The sequence below is a fragment of the Pseudomonas oplopanacis genome (genome assembly GCF_057128725.1).
Window position 1 is genome coordinate 11,510 of the sequence record NZ_JBSKHV010000028.1, and the last position, 18,238, is coordinate 29,747.

18 protein-coding genes are annotated in these 18,238 nt (G+C 59.4%); 12 read left to right on the forward strand and 6 right to left on the reverse strand.

Annotated elements, in window-relative coordinates:
- The first annotated feature begins 75 nt into the window (after positions 1 to 75).
- The 4 genes from ACWKV5_RS29060 (at position 76) to ACWKV5_RS29075 (ending at position 3,765) form a co-directional block, all read left to right on the forward strand.
- Positions 76 to 1,041, forward strand: a complete 966-nt coding sequence (locus ACWKV5_RS29060) for a tripartite tricarboxylate transporter substrate binding protein (protein WP_483844066.1) — start codon at positions 76 to 78, stop codon at positions 1,039 to 1,041.
- 1 nt (position 1,042) lies between these two features.
- Positions 1,043 to 1,537, forward strand: coding sequence for a tripartite tricarboxylate transporter TctB family protein (locus tag ACWKV5_RS29065; protein WP_483844067.1), 495 nt, complete (start codon positions 1,043 to 1,045; stop codon positions 1,535 to 1,537).
- Between the two features lie 24 nt (positions 1,538 to 1,561).
- Positions 1,562 to 3,070, forward strand: a complete 1,509-nt coding sequence (locus ACWKV5_RS29070) for a tripartite tricarboxylate transporter permease (protein WP_123435635.1) — start codon at positions 1,562 to 1,564, stop codon at positions 3,068 to 3,070.
- 107 nt (positions 3,071 to 3,177) lie between these two features.
- Positions 3,178 to 3,765 carry a LysE family translocator gene (locus ACWKV5_RS29075; protein ID WP_483844068.1) on the forward strand — a complete coding sequence of 196 codons (588 nt, stop codon included), beginning with the start codon at positions 3,178 to 3,180 and terminating at the stop codon, positions 3,763 to 3,765.
- A gap of 45 nt (positions 3,766 to 3,810) precedes the next feature.
- Here the strand turns inward: ACWKV5_RS29075 and ACWKV5_RS29080 are convergent, their stop codons facing one another.
- From ACWKV5_RS29080 to ACWKV5_RS29090, 3 genes are all read right to left on the reverse strand, one after another.
- Complete coding sequence (locus tag ACWKV5_RS29080; protein WP_483844069.1) at positions 3,811 to 7,473, reverse strand: hypothetical protein; 3,663 nt, start codon at positions 7,471 to 7,473, stop codon at positions 3,811 to 3,813.
- 157 nt (positions 7,474 to 7,630) lie between these two features.
- On the reverse strand, positions 7,631 to 8,464 hold the full coding sequence (locus ACWKV5_RS29085) for an AraC family ligand binding domain-containing protein (protein WP_483844070.1): 834 nt from the start codon (positions 8,462 to 8,464) through the stop codon (positions 7,631 to 7,633).
- A 35-nt stretch (positions 8,465 to 8,499) separates the two neighbouring features.
- Positions 8,500 to 9,003: a VOC family protein gene (locus ACWKV5_RS29090; protein WP_483844071.1), complete on the reverse strand. Its 504-nt coding sequence runs from the start codon at positions 9,001 to 9,003 to the stop codon at positions 8,500 to 8,502.
- Between the two features lie 254 nt (positions 9,004 to 9,257).
- Here ACWKV5_RS29090 and ACWKV5_RS29095 point away from each other — a divergent pair, with 254 nt between their 5' ends.
- Positions 9,258 to 9,506 (forward strand): transmembrane sensor/regulator PpyR, encoded by a 249-nt coding sequence (locus tag ACWKV5_RS29095; RefSeq protein ID WP_483844072.1) that lies wholly within the window; start codon positions 9,258 to 9,260, stop codon positions 9,504 to 9,506.
- 1 nt (position 9,507) lies between these two features.
- On the forward strand, positions 9,508 to 10,662 hold the full coding sequence (locus ACWKV5_RS29100; protein WP_483844073.1) for an NnrS family protein: 1,155 nt from the start codon (positions 9,508 to 9,510) through the stop codon (positions 10,660 to 10,662).
- Here ACWKV5_RS29100 and ACWKV5_RS29105 read toward each other — a convergent pair.
- The gene (locus ACWKV5_RS29105) at positions 10,659 to 11,576 is read right to left on the reverse strand and encodes a LysR family transcriptional regulator (RefSeq protein ID WP_483844074.1); all 918 of its coding nucleotides are present in this window, start codon (positions 11,574 to 11,576) and stop codon (positions 10,659 to 10,661) included. The genes ACWKV5_RS29100 and ACWKV5_RS29105 overlap by 4 nt on opposite strands.
- Positions 11,577 to 11,689: 113 nt before the next feature.
- Here ACWKV5_RS29105 and ACWKV5_RS29110 point away from each other — a divergent pair, with 113 nt between their 5' ends.
- From ACWKV5_RS29110 to ACWKV5_RS29130, 5 genes are all read left to right on the forward strand, one after another.
- On the forward strand, positions 11,690 to 12,535 hold the full coding sequence (locus ACWKV5_RS29110; protein ID WP_483844075.1) for an oxidoreductase: 846 nt from the start codon (positions 11,690 to 11,692) through the stop codon (positions 12,533 to 12,535).
- A 195-nt stretch (positions 12,536 to 12,730) separates the two neighbouring features.
- Complete coding sequence (locus tag ACWKV5_RS29115; RefSeq protein WP_025111491.1) at positions 12,731 to 13,186, forward strand: (2Fe-2S)-binding protein; 456 nt, start codon at positions 12,731 to 12,733, stop codon at positions 13,184 to 13,186.
- Positions 13,187 to 13,210: 24 nt separating this feature from the next.
- A complete protein-coding gene (locus tag ACWKV5_RS29120; RefSeq protein WP_483844081.1) occupies positions 13,211 to 15,379 on the forward strand; it encodes a xanthine dehydrogenase family protein molybdopterin-binding subunit in 2,169 nt (722 codons plus the stop codon).
- 1 nt (position 15,380) lies between these two features.
- Entirely contained in the window at positions 15,381 to 15,959 is a 579-nt protein-coding gene (locus ACWKV5_RS29125) for a hypothetical protein (protein WP_483844076.1), read from the forward strand.
- A gap of 74 nt (positions 15,960 to 16,033) precedes the next feature.
- Positions 16,034 to 16,624: a GGDEF domain-containing protein gene (locus ACWKV5_RS29130; protein ID WP_483844077.1), complete on the forward strand. Its 591-nt coding sequence runs from the start codon at positions 16,034 to 16,036 to the stop codon at positions 16,622 to 16,624.
- On the opposite strand, the gene ACWKV5_RS29135 is transcribed toward ACWKV5_RS29130, so the two are convergent.
- Positions 16,602 to 17,027, reverse strand: coding sequence for a VOC family protein (locus ACWKV5_RS29135; RefSeq protein ID WP_483844078.1), 426 nt, complete (start codon positions 17,025 to 17,027; stop codon positions 16,602 to 16,604). The genes ACWKV5_RS29130 and ACWKV5_RS29135 overlap by 23 nt on opposite strands.
- 114 nt (positions 17,028 to 17,141) lie before the next feature.
- Here ACWKV5_RS29135 and ACWKV5_RS29140 point away from each other — a divergent pair, with 114 nt between their 5' ends.
- A complete protein-coding gene (locus ACWKV5_RS29140; RefSeq protein WP_483844079.1) occupies positions 17,142 to 18,008 on the forward strand; it encodes a LysR family transcriptional regulator in 867 nt (288 codons plus the stop codon).
- A 45-nt stretch (positions 18,009 to 18,053) separates the two neighbouring features.
- Here the strand turns inward: ACWKV5_RS29140 and ACWKV5_RS29145 are convergent.
- Positions 18,054 to 18,238, reverse strand: a 185-nt coding sequence (locus tag ACWKV5_RS29145; protein WP_483844080.1) for a hypothetical protein, incomplete at its 5' end; no start/stop codon positions are given.

Genomic DNA, 18,238 nt, shown 5'->3' on the forward strand with positions numbered 1-18,238 from the left:
CATGTTCAGTGAGCAGGGGTTGCTCCTGAGCGCGATTCAACCGGCACCTACAAAAACAAGATCAGGAGACCGCTCATGTTCGCTTTGTTCCGTCGTTTCAATTACGTCGCCGCCGTGGCGATTACCGCTGCCGCACTCTCGACACCCGCCATGGCGCTGGATACGGTCAAGTTCATGGCCCCGGGGTCGGTCGGAGGTGGCTATGACCAGACCGCCCGTGAGCTGGGCAAAGCCTTGATCGAGGCCAAAGTCGCTAAATCCGCCACCTTCGAAAACAAGGGCGGGGCTGGCGGGACGCTGGGTCTGGCGCAGTTTGCCAACAGCACCAAGGGTGAACGCGATGCGTTGCTGGTGGTGGGCGCGATCATGGTCGCGGGCATTGAACAGAACAAACCGCAAATCACCTTGAAAGACGTGACACCGATTGCCCGGTTGTTCACGGAGTACAACGTGATTGCGGTGCGCAAAGAGTCCGACTTCAAAACCCTGGAGGACTTGCTCAAGGCCTTCAAGGACAAACCGACCAGCATCACGTGGGGCGGCGGTTCCAAAGGCTCGGTCGATCACATCGGCATCGCCGAACTGGCCGGCAAAATGGACATCCCGGTGAACAAGGTCAACTACGTCGCTTTCGCCGGTGGCGGTGAAGTGGTTGCCCAGGCGCTCGGCGGCCAGATCAAGGTGATCACCGGCGGTTATGCCGAACTGGGTCAATACATCAAGGACGGCCAGTTCCACGTGCTCGCCATCGGTGCGCCGGAGCGTGTGCCCGGCATTGATGCACCGACCCTCAAAGAGAAAGGTTACGACGTGATCATCGGCAACTGGCGCGGTGTGTACGGCGCCGCCGGCCTGAGCCCGGAGCAGCGTAAAGAACTGACCGACGCCGTTGTCACGGCTTCCAACAGCCAATCCTGGAAAGACAACATCCAGACCAACGCGTGGTCGCCGTCCGTGTTGACCGGCGATGAGTTTGGCAAGTTTGTCGACGAAGAACACGTGCGGTTGCACGCGATGCTGGTCAAGGTCGGGCTGCTTTGACATGGCTGGGCCGCGCAATATTGTGCCGCCACAATTGGCGATCGGCCTTGGCCTGATCGCCATCAGTGTCGTTCTGGCGGTCGGGGCCTTTCGGTTTCCGCCCGAGATGGGTTTCGTCATTTTGGGCGCGCATGTCTATCCCTACGGACTGGCGGTGTTCCTCGGCGTGGTCGGTTTGCTGCTGAGTTATCAGGCCGTTACCGGTGGTTTTCGCGAGTTGGCGGACCACGATGACGAATCGGCGAAAGCACTGCCCGGCGGCAAACGGGGTGTGGCGTGGGTGACGGCGGGACTGGTAGGGGTGGCGGTGCTGATTAACCTGATCGGCTTCGTCCTCGCCGCCGGGCTGTTGTTCGTCTGTGCTGCACGCGGGTTTGGCAGTCGCCATCCACTGCGCGACCTGGCCATCGGCATTGCCCTGACGCTGCCGATCTACTGGCTGTTCAACGCCGGGCTCGGGGTTTCCCTGCCGCCCCTTGTCAACGCCTGGATCTGATCCGGGCCGAAGGAGATCAACCCGGTGGATATTCTTGCAAGTCTGGCGATGGGGTTTTCCGCCGCGTTGTCGCCGATCAATCTGATGTGGGGTTTTATCGGCTGTCTGCTCGGCACGGCGATTGGCGTGTTGCCCGGCATCGGGCCGGCGCTGACCGTGGCGCTGTTGCTGCCGATCACCGCCAAGGTCGATCCTACTGGAGCGCTGATCATGTTTGCCGGTATCTACTACGGCGCGCAGTTTGGTGGCTCGACGACCTCCATTTTGCTTAACACGCCGGGGGAATCGTCCTCCATGGTCACGGCCCTGGAGGGGAACCTGATGGCCCGCAACGGCCGTGCCGGGCCGGCGCTTGCCACGGCGGCCATCGGTTCATTTGTGGCCGGGACGATTGCCACGATTTTGCTGACGCTGTTTGCCCCGGTGGTTGCCACGTTGGCGCTGAAGTTTGGTCCGGCGGAGTATTTCGCAATTCTGGTGTTGTCGTTCACCACGGTGTCGGCGGTCCTCGGCGCGTCGATGCTGCGCGGTTTCGCCTCGCTGGGCGTGGGCCTGGCCATTGGCTTGATCGGCCTGGATTCGACCTCGGGTATTGCCCGCTACACGCTGGGGGTGCCGGAGTTGGTGGACGGCATTGAAGTGGTGTTGGTGGCGGTGGGGCTGTTTGCAGTGGGGGAGGCGTTGTACAGCCTGTTGTATCAAAAAGAAGAAGCCAGCAACCGGCACCGCTTGACCTCGTTGTGGATGACCCGCGCCGACTGGAAACGCTCGGTTCCGGCCTGGCTGCGCGGCACGTTGATCGGGTTTCCTTTCGGTTCGATTCCGGCCGGTGGGGCCGAGATTCCGACGTTTCTGTCCTATTCGGCCGAGCGCAAATTGAGCAAATACCCGAAGGAGTTTGCCGGCAGCAAAGGCGAGGGCGCGATTGAAGGTGTGGCCGGGCCTGAGGCGGCCAACAACGCCAGTGCGACCGGCTCGTTGGTGCCGCTGCTGACACTGGGCATTCCGACCTCCGCCACGGCGGCCATCCTGTTGGCCGCGTTCCAGAACTACAACCTGCAACCCGGCCCGATGCTGTTCCAGACCTCGGGGGATCTGGTCTGGACCCTCGTCGCTTCGCTGTACATCGGCAACGTCATCCTGCTGGTGCTGAACCTGCCGCTGGTGGGGTTGTGGGTCAAGCTGTTGCAGATCCCGCGCCCTTACCTGAACGCCGGCATCCTCGTGTTCGCCACCATTGGCGTGTACGGCATGCGTCATTCTTCGTTCGATCTTTTGCTGATGCTCGGCATCGGCTGGGGCGGGGTGTTGATGCGGCGTTTTGATTTCCCTGTGGCGCCGGTGATCGTGGGTATGTTGCTGGGCCCCATGGCTGAGAAGCAACTGCGTAATGCCCTGTCCATCAGCGAGGGCGACTGGACAACCTTTCTCACCCAACCCATCGCCGCATCGTTCCTGGCACTGACGTTGCTGGTGCTGATCGTCCCGCATCTGCTCCACGCCCGGGGCATCAAATTGCACGAAGACGATTGAGAACACGCAACGCCTGCAGCAGTTGCCGAAGGCAGTTTTCTTCAATACGCGGAGCGGGGCGCTCAGTACCTTGAGCGCTGATTTTCCTGAATTGAAGAAGGTGCTCGATGAGTCTGTTGATTTCCATGGCAACGTTTGCACTGGTGGCGTCGATAACGCCGGGGCCGGTGAACATTGTGGCGTTGAGCTCGGGCGCGCAGTTCGGGTTTCGCGCCAGTCAACGGCATGTCGCCGGGGCTACGCTGGGGTTCGTTTTGTTGCTGGTGTTGATGGGGCTGGGGCTGCATGAGGTATTGCAGGTGTGGCCGGCGCTGACGCGAGTGGTGCAACTGGCGGGCGTGGCGTTTCTGTTGTTCATGGCCTGGAAACTGGCGGCGGACGATGGTCGTCTCGATGCCAAAGCGACGGGCCGGGCGCCGTCGATGCTGTACGGCGCGGTCATGCAATGGCTCAACCCGAAGGCCTGGCTGGCCTGCGTGGCGGGGATGGGCGCCTTCGTCGCGGACGGCGAGGCGCGGTTGGTGTGGCAGTTTGCGGCGGTGTATCTGGTGATCTGTTATGTGTCGGTGGGCTGCTGGGTGTACGCGGGGACTTTTTTACGCGGCTACTTGAGCAACCCGGCGGGCATGCGGCTGTTCAATCGGAGCATGGCGTTGCTGTTGGCGGTGTGCGCGATTGGCCTGATGTTGTCGTAGGTCCGCGCCCCGTCAAACGGGGCGCGGAATCAGTGCAAACGAATGCTAGCTCAATCCGCTCAGGGCACTTTCAGTCGCGACAGTGAGTGGGTTGAATCGGCCTTTCCTCAGCTCTGCAATCGCATAGATCGCGCGCGCCGTGCGGCCATTGCCATCGACAAAGCTGTGGAATCCGAGGAATGCGCCCAGCGCCTGTTTGGCGAAATCCTCGTGGCCAGGATCAAGGCTTGCGAGGTGCTGTTCCAGGAGCGCTGCACCAGAAACATTGGAGGGGTATCGGGCCTCTGCCGTCGGGCTGCGGAAGCTTCCTGTCACCTCGGGCGCGATACGCCGATGTAGCGCGTTATAGACCGAAGGTGATGTCAAAGGCGCGTCGTTGACAGTGTATTCGCGAAGCACATCGCTGATTTTGTCAGCCTCGTTTCGAGAGTTGGACGCTTTGAGAATCCAGGCGTTTGCCCGCTCACCGTCAGCCGTCAATCCATTGGGGTTGAAGGTCAGTTCATCGAGGATGCCGTTGTAAGGTGCCTGGCCCAGATCTTTAACGATCAGGGCATCTTGGTGCGCGCGCATCGCCGTCAGATTTCTGTGCTCCACCTTCAACAGATCATGGAAGAGTTCTGACAACGTTGTGTGCTCCTTGAACTGGTGCAGGTTGTTCAGGGAGAACTTTGCCGCCTGCTGGCGCACCAGACTGTCGACGATGTCTGGATTCAAGAGATTTTTGAGCAACCGGGCAGGTTCGGACTGAAGCGCAATGTCGATCAGTGAGTTCTCCAGTAAATGTTGTAGCTCCTGCTCGGGGATGTTTTTCAGCAGCTTCGCGTCAGGGGCACGCAGATGTTTGAGCACTTGGTCCGCAGTCTCGATGCTATCGGCCTTGAAAATCGTTCGTGCATGACTGACGGTGTCCAGCGACTGGCGGATCTGCGCTGCCGCGCCGGTATGGTCGACGGCTCTGAGCAGGTCGTAGGCATTTGCGCCGGTCAGAAAGCGCAATTGCTGCCGGACTCGATGCGGCGTTGCCAGGGAGTGAGCACCGAGTTTCTTCACACCTCTGCCCAATAACTTGCCGCCGCCCTTGAGTAGTTGCGGCACGCCGTCCAGCGGGTTGAACAGAGTAAGGAGGGTCCGGCTGAGCACTTTGGATGCCGACAGTAACCGGGTTGCCACGGTGGCTGCCTTGGCGGTGGTGGCGGCAATTTTCCCCGGTACGGCTGCAAACGATACAGCGAGCAATGCCGCGTCCACGACGCATCCGGAGATTGCGTTCTTTTGTCGAGAAGGAACACCGGACGACAGCTCCTCGATGCACTCCTTGAACGGGATGATCAGATTAAGAAGGGTGTTGAAGACGGCGTCGGTCTTTTCAATGGCCCGTTCGCGTTCGGTCTGATCGAAACTCAGTTGTTTGACCTCGTCTTCGGTGAAGTACGGATTTTGTTCAGCAATGAGCCTCCCGATCGCCATTTTGCGCGGGGACAACAACGAGGGCGGCGCAGGGGCCGAATCTGCGTCCTCCAGCGGCGACTTGAGTTCACCGATCTTGCGGATAAACACTTTGGACTGGCTATTGTCCCGAGGCTCAAGGTTTTGCAGGTAAGCCTCTATATCAACCGGTATTCTCTCGATGATTTTGTGGTCAGTGTGTTCTGGCTCAAAGTCATTCAGGTCGCGGCCCGATAGAGGACGGAACAGGGTTTCAAGTTTTTGATTGGGCCGGCATTCCAGTCGTAATGGAAAAAGCTCATAGCAGCGAACGTTGTCGCGCCATTTCGCACAGAGAATCACGCCAAATCGACCCGTTGCTCCCGGAGCGGAAATCGGGTCAATGACGATGCCTGGTCGTGCGGCTGAAAATGTCTGTGTTGTATGTTGTCGAATGCAGTAAATATCCAGCACGCCATATTCCATGTAATCGGCGTCTTCAGTTTTTAATTGCGACAGTGCAATGGCAATGCTGCTGGCCAGCGCTTCTGTGGTGCCTTGGTAATGCTTGTTAACAGCGTGTTCATGCAGGTCGGCAACCGGAAAAAGTTCGGTCAATCGAGGAAATGTTTGATAGATACTGTTGCCCCGGGGGCGATCCCAATCCTCGGTGTGCAGTTCATCGCCCATGTAAAGATCGATAACCGAGACTTTCCTTCCTGCACCGCCACCTGTACCACGATGTTTAACCAGTAGTTCTTCGGGGTCACAGTCCGGTACTTGGGATTTCAGTTCTTTCAGTGCAAGCGGCTTGCGATGCGGTAGCGGTTCACCCAGTGTGTTGGCGGCGCTGGTTATCAGGTCCACATAACGCTGGTATTCATTCAAGGCGAGGCTTACCGCTTCCTGGCTCAGGCTGCCATCAACGTCCCGGGCAATCAGCTTGTTCATGAAGGCCCAAGTGATCACGGGGTCCGCCGTGTGTGCAGCGAATACTGCCTCCAGTTGAGGGTTGAGCGTCGACAGTCGGCTAAAACCCAGCAAGTGTTGGTAGCTCATGCTTCGGGAGATGCCCGGAACGATCGCCTCTGCAAAATGTACGGATTGGGTAAAGACGACCCAGCCCGGGGTGCCGATCCGTAATGTTTGGGGTAGATCCCGCGCCAGGTATTCAGGCGCCATCCCGCCTAGAATCAACTCCACCACCAACGGCGCAATCATGACGTGAAGCTGAAGGGCGTCGACCAGGTGCCGTTCCAGTTGCTTGCGCACTTCTGCAGGGTGGCTGAGCAGGAAACGCTTGGAGTAGAGGTCGAAACCCGCAAACGTGGTACTGGCGTTATCGGCCTCAGGGTCAAGGTCAAGCAACATCACCGCAATCATTAATTGCTCGATGAACTGCGGCGTTAGCGTTGGGGCATTTTCTTCGGCGAACCAGCCGAGTGCATCGATATACGCTTGCCCGTTATCTGCCGAACTTACAGCGCTGTCGATCAGGTTCCTCAGTCGGTAACTCTGGTGGGTCGGTAGTTTGTCGGCAGAAATGCTTTCGAGCACCACTGAGCGACCATACAGGGCCGCCAGTGAAATCTCGCCACCCGTTTCGTCTTCAATGACTCGACGAATGATGGCGCGGTTTTCTTCGGTCAACTTGAATGGCGAGTCTTGCGGGGTATCGAGCAGCTGCCAATAGTTTCCATAGGGTGAATTCTCGGAAAGCGTGGCGAAATTGAGCAGGTCGATGAGTTCTTTAGCACTCGCTTCAGTGGTCGGTAGTGGCAAGCCGTGGAAACGTAGCCATTGACCAACGGCCATCTGATCGCTCGACGTAACAAGCCCGCCGGTCAGCTTCGCAATACTCGCTAGTTGGTTCAGGTTTTCATCAAAATCCGCGACACCGGTGAAATGATGAGTGATGTCCACACGCGCGGAATAGTAGGCGACAGTAATGTCGGTTTCCTCACTCTGGCGGCTGCTGATATTTTCGTAGACGTAATAGAGGTGAGCCTGTTGATCAACCTGGAATGCCACACCTGGCGGGATGAAGTGCGCGGATCTGATCCTGACAAAGTCCGGATGCCGAATCATTCTCCTCAGGCTTAACATTGCCGATTGATGGAGGGCGTCCAGGTCGGAATCGGTGACACGGGTGACGGCTAAACGATCCCACTCCCAATCAATTTGAACGATCTGGTATTGATCGCTCAGCAAGTTGTAAATAGCTTCGGAAACTAACTGTTTTTGATGTGTGTTGTTGGTTTGGAAGAGTGCGTTATTCAAGTTGAAGCTCCATCTTCTGGTTGTGAAGTGAGGCGGAGCTTAATTGAGTGCGTGAGTGATAGTTGTTGCGCTTCTGTATCTGTGTGTTGCGTTATTTAAAAAGAGTGCTGTTAGTTGGTTGGTTGTTACAAGGTGTAAGTTTGTAAGGTATTTAACATCAACCCCGGTACTGCCCCGGTGTCGCTGCCAGGTGCTGTTTAAATGCCCGTTGAAAATGCGCCTGATCAGCAAACCCCGCTTCCAGCGCAACATCAGCAATCAACTTGCCGTTGCGCAATTGATCACGGGCGAACTGGATACGCCGGTTGACCAGAAACGCGTGGGGCGTCATGCCGTAATGCTGCTTGAAGGCGCGGATCAGGTACGACGGGGACAACTGAGCCGCTTCGCAAATGTCCTCAAGCTTGAGCACCTGCGTGCAGTTGTCACGGATGTAGTCGGCGGCCCGTTCCAGCTTGAAATTGGGCTCGCGAAGCGGCTGATCGGCCGGATTGAGTCGCTGCTGTACATCGGTAAAAAACTCCACGGCCGCGCTGTGTTTTTGCAGCACGTCGTGCAGGGGATCAATCAGTGTTTTGTACAGATTTTGCAGGCCGACAAACAGCTGGGTATCGCGGGTATGCGTGGTGGAAAAACGCCGAAACATCGCGTCCTGGCTGAAGCCAAGTTGATGCTGCAAATCGGTGAGCCAGGGCGTCTCGACATACAGCATCAGGTACGACCACGGCTGGTCGTCGATCGGGTTGCAAGCGTGAACATCATCAGGGTTCATCAGGACCACGGTGCCGGCGCTGACCTCAAAGGCCGATTGTTCGTGCAGGTAAGTGCTGCACCCGGCGGTGATCGCACCGATGGAAAAGTGCTCGTGGGCATGCCGGGTGTAGCAGACTTCGCGACCGTCGGCGATAGAGCGGGCCTCGATGAAAGGCAGGGCGTCATCACGCCAGAAGCGCGGGGCTTTGTCGGCGTTTTTGGCAGCGGCGTGCTTCATCTTCGGCGTCCTCGGCAGGTCAGTCCGGGAGTGTATTAGCTCTCGCCGTCAAAGGCTCGCTGCAAGGCGGCGATGTCGAGCTTTTTCATCTGCATCATGGCCTGCATGGCGCGCTGGGACTTGGTGGTGTCCGGGCTTTTGAGCATGTCCATGAGCAGGATCGGTACGATTTGCCAGGACAGGCCGAATTTGTCCTTGAGCCAGCCACACTGCTGGGCCTGCGGTTCGCCACCGGCAGACAACGTGCCCCAGTAGTGGTCGATTTCTTCCTGGGTCTGGCAGTTGACCTGAAAGGAAACCGCTTCATTGAACTTGAAATGCGGCCCGCCGTTGAGGCCGGTGAAACTCTGCCCGTCCAGTTCGAAGCTGACCGTCAGCACCAGGCCTTCAGGCATGCCGTGGACCTCCTGGCCGGCCTTGCCGTAATGGGTGGTGCCGGTGATTTTTGAATGATCGAAGATCGAACAGTAAAACTTCGCCGCCTCTTCGGCCTGAGTGTCGAACCAAAGGCAGGGAGTCAGTTTTTGCACGCGTTGCATGGTGGCGCTCCTCTACGGGTTACTCATGCTGGACTATCAGCGTAGACAGCCTGGCGCTGATCGGTGGGACCGTAGATCGCCAATCTTGTCGAAGAATCGAGTCAATATGACTTGATGTTGGGTCATAACGACTATTTGCGCTGTGGTCGATATGACTCTGCTGCACTCAAGGTGTTGATTTTAAACGGGCTAACATCTGGCACGGCACTTGATACTCCTAACGTACAACTGACCCGATTCAGGAGTACGCCAAAATGTTCGATTTTCTCAATAACCCTCTGCGCGTTCTGCATCTGTCGAGCAACGTGCTCGGTGCCGGCCTGGTCATGCTGTTTGCCGGGATCTATGGCGCCTACTTGTACGACGGTCATATGCCCATCGCGTTGTTGGTGGGGATGCATGCCATGACCATCATCGGTCCTACATTGCTCAAGATCGGCTACGTCATGCGCCTGCTGGCCCAATACCGGTTGACCAAAGGCCTGACCCCAGCGGTGGTTTGAAATGAGAAAACTTGCCGCCGCACCGGTGTTCAGCCTCGGGTTTCGCCCGTTCTTTTTTGCCGGTGCGCTGTTTGCGCTGGTGGCCGTCGTGATCTGGGCGCTGTGGTTGTATGGCCGATTGCCCGGTGCGCAACCCATTGGCGGGATGTTGAGCTGGCATCGGCATGAAATGCCGTTCGGGTTTGCCACGGCGATCATTGCCGGGTTCCTGTTGACGGCGGTGCCGAACTGGACCGGGCGTCCCGGCTTGAGCGGCTGGCCGTTGATCGGGCTGTTGCTGGTGTGGCTGCTGGCGCGATTGGCGTGGTTGCTGCCGATCCCTGCGCCCATTCTGATTGCTGTGCAAATACCATTTCTGCCGCTGCTGGCCTGGATGCTGGGGCGTGACCTGATCGCGGCCGGCAAGCGTGAGAACTATCCGATTTTGCTGGTGGTCGCCTTTATGGCGGGCTGCCAGGCCTTGACGCTGTGGGGCATCGCCACCGATGACGCCGGATTGCAGCGACACGGTGTGCTCGCGGCCTTGTGGCTGGTGGCGGCGCTGATGACGGTCATTGGCGGGCGGGTCATTCCGTTTTTCATCCAACGCGGCTTGAACCGTCCTGCCACACCGGCGGCTCATCCATTGCCCACTAAAATCCTGCTGGTGAGTTCGTTGCTGGCGGCGGTGTCGTTCGCCATCGGGTTGAATGACAGCCCGAGGCCGTGGTTGTCCGCGTTGTTTCTGCTGATAGGCACTTTGCAGCTGCTGCGCTTGTGGCGCTGGCACGATCGAGGGATCTGGCGGGCGCCGCTGCTGTGGTCGCTGTACCTGGCGTATGCCTGGATGCTGATGGCTACGCTGGCGATGGCGCTGTGGCACGCGGGCCTGATGCCACAACAAAGTCTGGCCACGCATGCACTGGCCGTGGGCGGCATTGGCGGGTTGATCCTGGCGATGATTGCCCGCGTCAGCCTCGGCCATACCGGGCGATTGTTACAGCCATCGAAAACCGTGGTGCTGGGTTTTGCCTTGCTGATCGTCGCTGGCGTGTGCCGGGTGTTGCTCGTTCCATTTTCCGGCGCAGGGCTGGCACTTTCGGCGTTGCTGTGGTGCGCGGCGTTCGGCCTGTTCCTGACGCGCTACACCACGATCCTGTTCAAGCCGCGGGTCTAGCGCCCCAAGCCTCCCTGATCGGCGATCCAGCGGGTGGCCAAATCGATAAAGGCGCGCAGTTTCGGCTGTGTCTGGGTGCGGCTGGGGAAGTACAGGTACAGCGCCGTACTCAGCGGCACGAAAGGTTGCAGCACACGCTCCAGCCGGCCGTTCGCCAAGTCGTCGATGATCTCCAGATCACAGGCGTACGCCAATCCCTGGCCGTTTCGCGCAGCCGAGACCAGCAGCCGACGATCGTTGACTGTCAGGCCGCCCTCGACGCCTACGGTGAAGTCCCGTCCGTCACGGCGAAATTCCCAGCGGTGCGCGCTGCCCGAGGTGGAGAAGCGGAAGCCGATGCAGTCATGCCCGGGGAGTTCTTCTGGTCTGAGCGGTTTGCCGGCCTTGGCGAAGTACTCCGGCGAACCCACCACCGACCATTGCAGGTCCGGGGTCAGGCGCACCGCCACCATGTCTTTCTCGATGGATTCCCCGAGCCGGATTCCGGCATCGAAACCGCCTGTCATCAGGTCGACGGTGGCATCGTCCAGGGAGATATCGAGGCTGACCTGCGGGTAGGCCTGACGGAACAGCGGAATCAGCGGCTCGATCAACAGTGCGCCGGACAACCTTGGCGCGGTGATGCGCAACGTGCCCATCGGTTGATCGCGAAAACCGCTGAGCACCGCCAGCGCTTCGTCGATTTCACTGGCCGCCGGGCGCAAGCGCGCGAACAGGCTGGCGCCGGCCTCGGTCAGCGCGACCCGTCGCGTGGTGCGCTGAAACAACAGCACACCCGTGCGGCGCTCCAGCAGCTTGATTGCGTGGCTGACGGCGGTGGGCGTCACGGCCAGGCGAGTCGCGGCGAGGGTGAAGCTTTTGTGCTCGGCGACCGCGAGGAATTCGGTCAAACCGTCAAACGGATCGTGATTCATTGGGTCGCCATTATGAAAGACAGTTTCATAGTGCTTGTAGCACGAGGCGATTTTTCCGATCAATCTTCCTGCGTACCTTGTGCTCATCCCAACCGCAAACAAGGAACACGCTCATGACCACTTCCCACTCCTTCAAACGTGTCTGGCTCATCACCGGCGCTTCCCGTGGCATCGGCGCCAAAATCGCCGCCGCCGCTCTGGCAAACGGTGACGCCGTCGTCGCCACCGCCCGTGACGCCGGCACGATCACCCAACGTTTCGGCACCCAACCGGGGTTGCTCGCCGTTGCGCTGGACGTTACCAACGAGGCGCAGGGCATTGCAGTCGCCAACGCGGCCATCGAGCACTTCGGGCGTATTGACGTGCTGGTCAACAACGCCGGGTACGGTGTGCTGGGCGCGGTAGAAGAGGCGAGCGCGGATGAAGTGCGGCGCGTGTACGAAACCAATGTTTTCGGCCTGCTGAACGTCACCCGTGCGGTCCTGCCACATATGCGTGCCGCTCGCAGCGGGCATGTGATCAACCTGTCTTCGGTGGGCGGCTACCGGTCGGGGGCGGGTTTCGGTGTGTACTGCTCGACCAAGTTTGCCGTCGAAGGCTTGAGCGAGGCGCTGCATGCCGAGTTGGCGCCACTTGGGATCAAGGTGACGGTGGTCGAGCCCGGTTACTTCCGTACGGAATTCCTCGAAGGCAATTCGCTGGTCGAATCTCCGGCTTCGATTGGCGACTACGACAGCACCGCGGGTGAGGTGCGCAAAATCGCCAAGGCCGTGACCCTCAATCAGCCTGGCGATCCGGACAAACTCGCGCAGGCCATGATCACCTTGGCAGAAGCACCCAACGCACCGCTGCGCCTGCCGCTGGGCAGTGACTGTGTGGCGGCGATTGAAGCCAAAAACACCTTCGTTGCCGAAGAGTTGCAGGTGTGGCGCGAAGTGTCGGTGTCCACTGACTTTTAAACAGCTTTTTTGTCGCACCACAAAAGATCAATGCAAAGGCCACCCATTTGAGGTGGCCTTTGTGTGACCGGTGGTCGATGAACCGGTCTCGCCCGGCATTTTGCGCTTAGCTGAAGGGATAACCCAAGGCGCGCACAGGCAGTTGCTTGTCGTAGCGACGCCCTTCAGAACACCGTGAGTCTGAGGAAATTCGCAATGCTGACCCTCAACATCAATGGCAAGGATCAGGAGCTGGATGTCCCCGCGGACATGCCGCTGCTCTGGGTCCTGCGCGATGTCGCGCACCTCACTGGCACCAAATTCGGTTGCGGCATGGCCCAGTGCGGCGCCTGCACCGTGCACGTCGATGGCGCGCCATTACGCGCCTGCATCACGCCCGCGACCGCCGTGGCCAACGGGCAAAAAATCCTCACCATCGAAGGCCTGTCCACCGACGGTTCGCACCCGGTGCAGCAAGCCTGGGCCGAACTCGATGTGGTGCAGTGCGGTTACTGCCAATCCGGGCAAATCATGTCCGCCGCCGCGTTGCTGGCAAAAATTCCCAAACCCACCGACAGCGACATCGATCAGGCGCTCTCCGGCAACATTTGCCGTTGTGGCACTTACCCAAGGATTCGCGCAGCGGTCAAGCGCGCCGCCGAGATCGGTTGATGCCATGTCGAGGGAATCAGAATGATGAACAGCCTCCTGGATGTCTCGCGCCGCGGTTTTCTCAAGGGCAGCGCCGTATTGGGCGGAGGACTGGTGGTGGCTTTTGTCATCCCCGGTGCCCATCGTTTTGCCGTGGGCGCGGAGAATGAGGGCAACATTTTTGCGCCCAACGCTTTCCTGCGCATCGGCAACGACAACAGCGTCACTGTACTGCTCGGCCATTCGGAAATGGGCCAGGGCATCTGGACCGGCCTGACCATGTTGATCGCCGAGGAGCTGGACGCCGACTGGACGACCATTCGCGTCGAGCACTCACCGGCCTCGGCTGCCGATTACGGGTTGGCCGGGTTTGGTGGCATGCAGATCACCGGCGGCTCGACGTCGACCTGGATGGAGTTTGACCGCTACCGGCAGGCCGGAGCGGCGGCGCGTTTGATGCTGGTCGATGCGGCAGCCAAGCGTTTCGATGTGGCGCCTTCGCAGATCCGCACCGAATCAGGCGTGGTCATTGCCGGCGACAAACGCGCCACCTATGGCGAACTGGCTGACGACGCCGGCAAGCTGCCGGTGCCGGATCCGGCTTCCATCAAGTTTAAGGAGGCCAAGGACTGGAAAGTCATCGGCAAACCCACCAAGCGCCTGGACACACCGGAGAAAATCACCGGCCGGGCCAAGTTCGGCATGGACGTGCAGTTCGACGGCTTGATGACCGCTATGGTCGCCCGGCCGCCGGTGTTCGGCGGCAGCGTCAAATCCTTCGAAGGCGCCGAGGCACTGGCAGTGCCGGGCGTGCATAAAGTGGTGCAAGTGCCTACGGGCGTGGCGGTGATCGCTGATCATTATTGGGCGGCGAAGTTGGGGCGCGATGCGCTGAAAGTCGATTGGGACCTGGGGCCGAACACCGGGCTCGACAGTCAGAAGCTGCTGGAGAGCTTCCGCAAACTGGCCGCCACGCCTGGCATTTCGGCGAGCAAGGGGGGCGATGCAACGGCCGCGCTGGGCAAAGCAACGAAGAAGATCGACGTCGAATACAGCGTGCCGTACCTGGCCCACGCGCCGATGGAACCGCTCAATTGCACGGTGAAAATCAGTAAGGACAAGTGCGAAATCTGGACCGGCACTCAGTTCCAGACGCTGGATCAAATGATCGCGGGCAAGATCACTGGGCTCAAACCCGAACAGGTCGACATCCACACCGAATTCCTCGGTGGCGGCTTCGGTCGCCGGGCCAATCCGACCTCGGATTTTGTCGCCGAAGCCGTGCAGGTTGCCAAAGCCGCCGGCGCTGCGGTGAAAACCGTGTGGTCGCGTGAGGACGACATTCGCGGCGGTTACTACCGCTCGATGTTCCTGCATCAGGCCACTATCGGCCTGGATGCCAGCGGCATGCCGATCGCCTGGAAGCATGTGATGGTCGGGCAGTCGATCATGGACGGTACCGCGTTTGCGGCGACCATGGTCAAGGACGGCGTGGACAAGACTTCGGTGGAAGGTGTCGCCGACAGTCCTTATCTGGAAGACTTGGCCAATCACCAGGTGGAGTTGCACTCGCCGAAAACCGGCATCAGCGTGTTGTGGCTGCGTTCGGTGGGGCACAGCCACACGGCGTTCGTCATGGAATCGTTGATCGATGAACTGGCCGAGGCGGCCGGCAAGGATCCGGTGGAATACCGACGAACCTTGCTCAAGAACCATCCAAGGCATTTGGGCGTGCTCAATCTGGCGGTCGAAAAAGCCAACTGGACCGCACCGTTGCCGGACGGTCATGCGTTGGGCGTGGCGGTACACGAATCGTTCGGCAGCTACGTGGCGCACGTCGCTGAAGTGTCCCAGGACAACCTGAAAATCCGCGTGCATCGGGTGGTGTGCGCAGTGGACTGCGGGATTGCGGTCAACCCGATGAGCATCGCGGCGCAGATGGAATCGTGCATTACGTTTGGTCTCGGCTTCGCCTTGCACAGCAAACTGACCTTCAAGGACGGACAGGTGGTGCAATCCAACTATCACGACTATCAGGTGCTGCGGCTCAACGAAATGCCGGTGGTTGAAGTGCATATCGTGCCCAGTACCGAACGGTCCGGCGGCATCGGTGAGGCCGGCGTTCCACCCACCGCACCGGCCGTCGCCAACGCAGTGTTTGCCTTGACCGGGCAGCGCTTGCGCGAGCTGCCGCTGCAACTGTCGGGGGTGTGAGATGAAACGACATCTGATGTTGGGCGCGGTGCTGTTGATTGGCCTGGCGGGCTACGCCGAGGACCTGTTCGCGGACGACAAGGAGGCGATCAAGGCATTCGATACGGTGCAGAAGGTCTTTCAAAGTCCGCGTTGCCAGAACTGCCATATTCCGGGGGATTCGCCGCTGCAGTTTGACGCCGGAACCCCACATGCCATGAACGTGGTGCGCGGAATGGACGGCAAGGGTGCGGCCGGTCTGCCCTGTGCAACCTGTCACGCCGAGGCCAATCCGCCGGCCAGTTACGGGCCGCACGCGCCACCGGGGGCGCCGCACTGGAGCCTGCCGCCGACGTCGCACAAAATGGCCTGGATCGGCCTGCCGGCGGACAAACTGTGCGCGATGATCAAGGACCGCGCGAGCAATGGCGACCGTGATTTCGTCGCACTGATCAAGCATGTCAGCGACGACAAACTGGTGCTGTGGGGTTGGAATCCCGGTGAGGGCAGGGCGCCGGTACCGGTGCCGCACGACATTTTCGTCACGCAATTCAAGCTGTGGGCCGAGGCGGGTGGGCCGTGTCCGGTGCTGGGTAGCTGACCGGCGGTCCGTTAACAGGGAGTCAATGCAGGTATGGCCGACTCTAAAGACCATACCCGCCAATGGAGTGAGTCATGTTGATCCCAGGCAAACCGGTGAAAAACGGCGTTCGCGCTGATCCATTGCGTTCGCCACAACAGGAACGGCAATTGCTGCGCGATCTGGCCCGCAAGGCCGAGCAAGAACTGATGGGCGTGCAGATGGCGAGCATGGACGAGTTGACACTGCTGCCCAACCGTCACGGTTTCACCGTATTGGCCCAACAGGGGCTGGACGCCTGCCAGCAACTCGACAAACCGACCACGCTGTTGCTTTTCAAGCTCGATGACCTCAAGCACATCAACTACCTGTATGGCCGCGCCGAGGGCAACCGCGCGCTGAAAACCTTTGCGGATGTGCTGCGAATCGCGTTTCGCGAAAGCGATGTGATCGTCCGGCTGTGCGGCGACACTTTCGTCGCCTTGCTGACGGGGTCAGCCACTGTCGAGCCGGGCGCGATCAAGGCCCGTCTCGACGAAATACTCGCCGAGCGCAATACCGCGGCCCATCGCGCCAACGATCTGCGCTTCAGCCTCGGCCAGATCGAATACGACCCTCTGCGTCACGACTCAATCGAAGGGCTGTTGGCCGAGGCAGACGCGTTCACTTGGCAAACAACTGACTGATGTCCTTGAAGGCCTTGAACTCCAGCGCATTGCCGCACGGGTCGAAGAGGAACATCGTCGCTTGCTCGCCCACCAGCCCCTGAAAGCGAATGCCCGGTTCGATCACGAACGACGTGCCCAACGCGGTCAAACGCTGCGCCAGCGCCTCCCATTCATTCATGCCCAGCACCACGCCAAAATGCGGCACCGGCACGTTATGGCCGTCCACGGCATTGGTGTGTGCGGCTTCCTGTGAAGCGTTTTTCGGCGCCAGGTGAATCACCAGTTGATGGCCGAAAAAGTTGAAATCAACCCAGTGATCGCTGGAACGACCTTCTTCGAGGCCGAACACCTCGCCGTAGAAGTTTCGTGCGGCACTCAGGTCATACACCGGGATCGCCAAGTGGAAAGGGGACAGTTGCATGGGTCAGGCCTCGGATGGTCGTTGTGTGTGGCTGAGTTTAGCGCTGTGCTTTTTGATTGAAAGACGATAGTTTTTGCGTCGAGCTCAAATTATTTCGATCAATCGGGGGCGGTCATGCTGCGCGAACTCAAAACGTTCATTGCCGTCACGCGGTACGGCACTTTCGCGGCCGCCGGGATGCACATTGGTCTTACGCAATCGGCGGTCAGCGCGCAGATGCGCAATCTGGAGCAGGCGCTGGGTATCCGCTTGTTCGACCGTACGGGGCGCCAGGCGATTCTCAACGCCGCAGGGCAACGGGCGTTGCCGATGGCCAGGGAGATGCTGGAAACGTTCAGCCGAATGGCGGTCAGTGATGATGTCAGCGAGTATCGCGGCGAGTTGAAAATTGGGGCTGTGGCTACGGCCCAGACCGGGTTGTTGCCTCAGGCGTTGTTGCGCTTGAGGCAGCAGGCGCCGTTGCTGGAGCCGAAACTGGTGCCCGGCGTGTCGCTGAATCTGTTGAGCCAGGTAGACACCGGTGAGGTGGACCTGGCCATTTTGATCAAGCCGCCGTTTGAGTTGCCCAAGGAATTGTCGGCACAGGTGATTCGCCGGGAGCCGTTCGTGCTGATCGTGCCTGCTGCGCTTGAAGGCGACGATCCGTTACAGATCCTCGCGAATCATCCACACGTGCGCTATGACCGCAACTCGTTCGGCGGACGGCTGGTGACGCGGTTTTTGCGTGAACAGCAGATAGACGTGCACGTGGCGCTGGAACTGGATGAGCTGGAAGCCATTGTGAAAATGGTTGAGTGTGGGTTGGGTGTGTCGCTGCTGCCGGAAGCGGGGTTGTGGCTGGAGTATGGGGCGAAGGTCAGGATCATCCCGTTGGGTGAATTGACGTTTTATCGGGAGATCGTGCTGTTGCAGCGTTATAGCCAGCGTACACAGCCAATCCAGCAGCTATTCGCCAGTTGCCTAACCCAGCCCAATGGCTAAACAAATTCTCCCTGTGGGAGCGAGCCTGCTCGCGAATGCGGTGGGTCAGTCAATATCGATGTCGAAGGTCAGTCGGTCTTCGCGAGCAAGCCCGCTCCCACATTTGACCGTGTCGATCCTGACGATTGTTGCAGGCATAAAAAAACCCGCCCAATTCAGGCTGTGTGAAAACCTAGCAATCTGCGCAGCGCTCGAAGAAAATGCTCCGTATCGAAAGATACGGAGCATTT

Bases quoted from the DNA above. Each gene is read 5' to 3' on its own strand.
- ACWKV5_RS29120 (WP_483844081.1), top strand. From the start codon at position 13,211: ATGAACAGCCTCCTGGATGTCTCGCGCCGCGGTTTTCTCAAGGGCAGC.
- ACWKV5_RS29135 (WP_483844078.1), bottom strand. From the start codon at position 17,027: ATGCAACTGTCCCCTTTCCACTTGGCGATCCCGGTGTATGACCTGAGT.
- ACWKV5_RS29085 (WP_483844070.1), bottom strand. From the start codon at position 8,464: ATGAAGCACGCCGCTGCCAAAAACGCCGACAAAGCCCCGCGCTTCTGG.
- ACWKV5_RS29110 (WP_483844075.1), top strand. From the start codon at position 11,690: ATGACCACTTCCCACTCCTTCAAACGTGTCTGGCTCATCACCGGCGCT.
- ACWKV5_RS29125 (WP_483844076.1), top strand. From the start codon at position 15,381: ATGAAACGACATCTGATGTTGGGCGCGGTGCTGTTGATTGGCCTGGCG.
- ACWKV5_RS29140 (WP_483844079.1), top strand. From the start codon at position 17,142: ATGCTGCGCGAACTCAAAACGTTCATTGCCGTCACGCGGTACGGCACT.
- ACWKV5_RS29065 (WP_483844067.1), top strand. From the start codon at position 1,043: ATGGCTGGGCCGCGCAATATTGTGCCGCCACAATTGGCGATCGGCCTT.
- ACWKV5_RS29090 (WP_483844071.1), bottom strand. From the start codon at position 9,003: ATGCAACGCGTGCAAAAACTGACTCCCTGCCTTTGGTTCGACACTCAG.
- ACWKV5_RS29105 (WP_483844074.1), bottom strand. From the start codon at position 11,576: ATGAATCACGATCCGTTTGACGGTTTGACCGAATTCCTCGCGGTCGCC.
- ACWKV5_RS29100 (WP_483844073.1), top strand. From the start codon at position 9,508: ATGAGAAAACTTGCCGCCGCACCGGTGTTCAGCCTCGGGTTTCGCCCG.
- ACWKV5_RS29095 (WP_483844072.1), top strand. From the start codon at position 9,258: ATGTTCGATTTTCTCAATAACCCTCTGCGCGTTCTGCATCTGTCGAGC.
- ACWKV5_RS29060 (WP_483844066.1), top strand. From the start codon at position 76: ATGTTCGCTTTGTTCCGTCGTTTCAATTACGTCGCCGCCGTGGCGATT.
- ACWKV5_RS29115 (WP_025111491.1), top strand. From the start codon at position 12,731: ATGCTGACCCTCAACATCAATGGCAAGGATCAGGAGCTGGATGTCCCC.
- ACWKV5_RS29130 (WP_483844077.1), top strand. From the start codon at position 16,034: ATGTTGATCCCAGGCAAACCGGTGAAAAACGGCGTTCGCGCTGATCCA.
- ACWKV5_RS29075 (WP_483844068.1), top strand. From the start codon at position 3,178: ATGAGTCTGTTGATTTCCATGGCAACGTTTGCACTGGTGGCGTCGATA.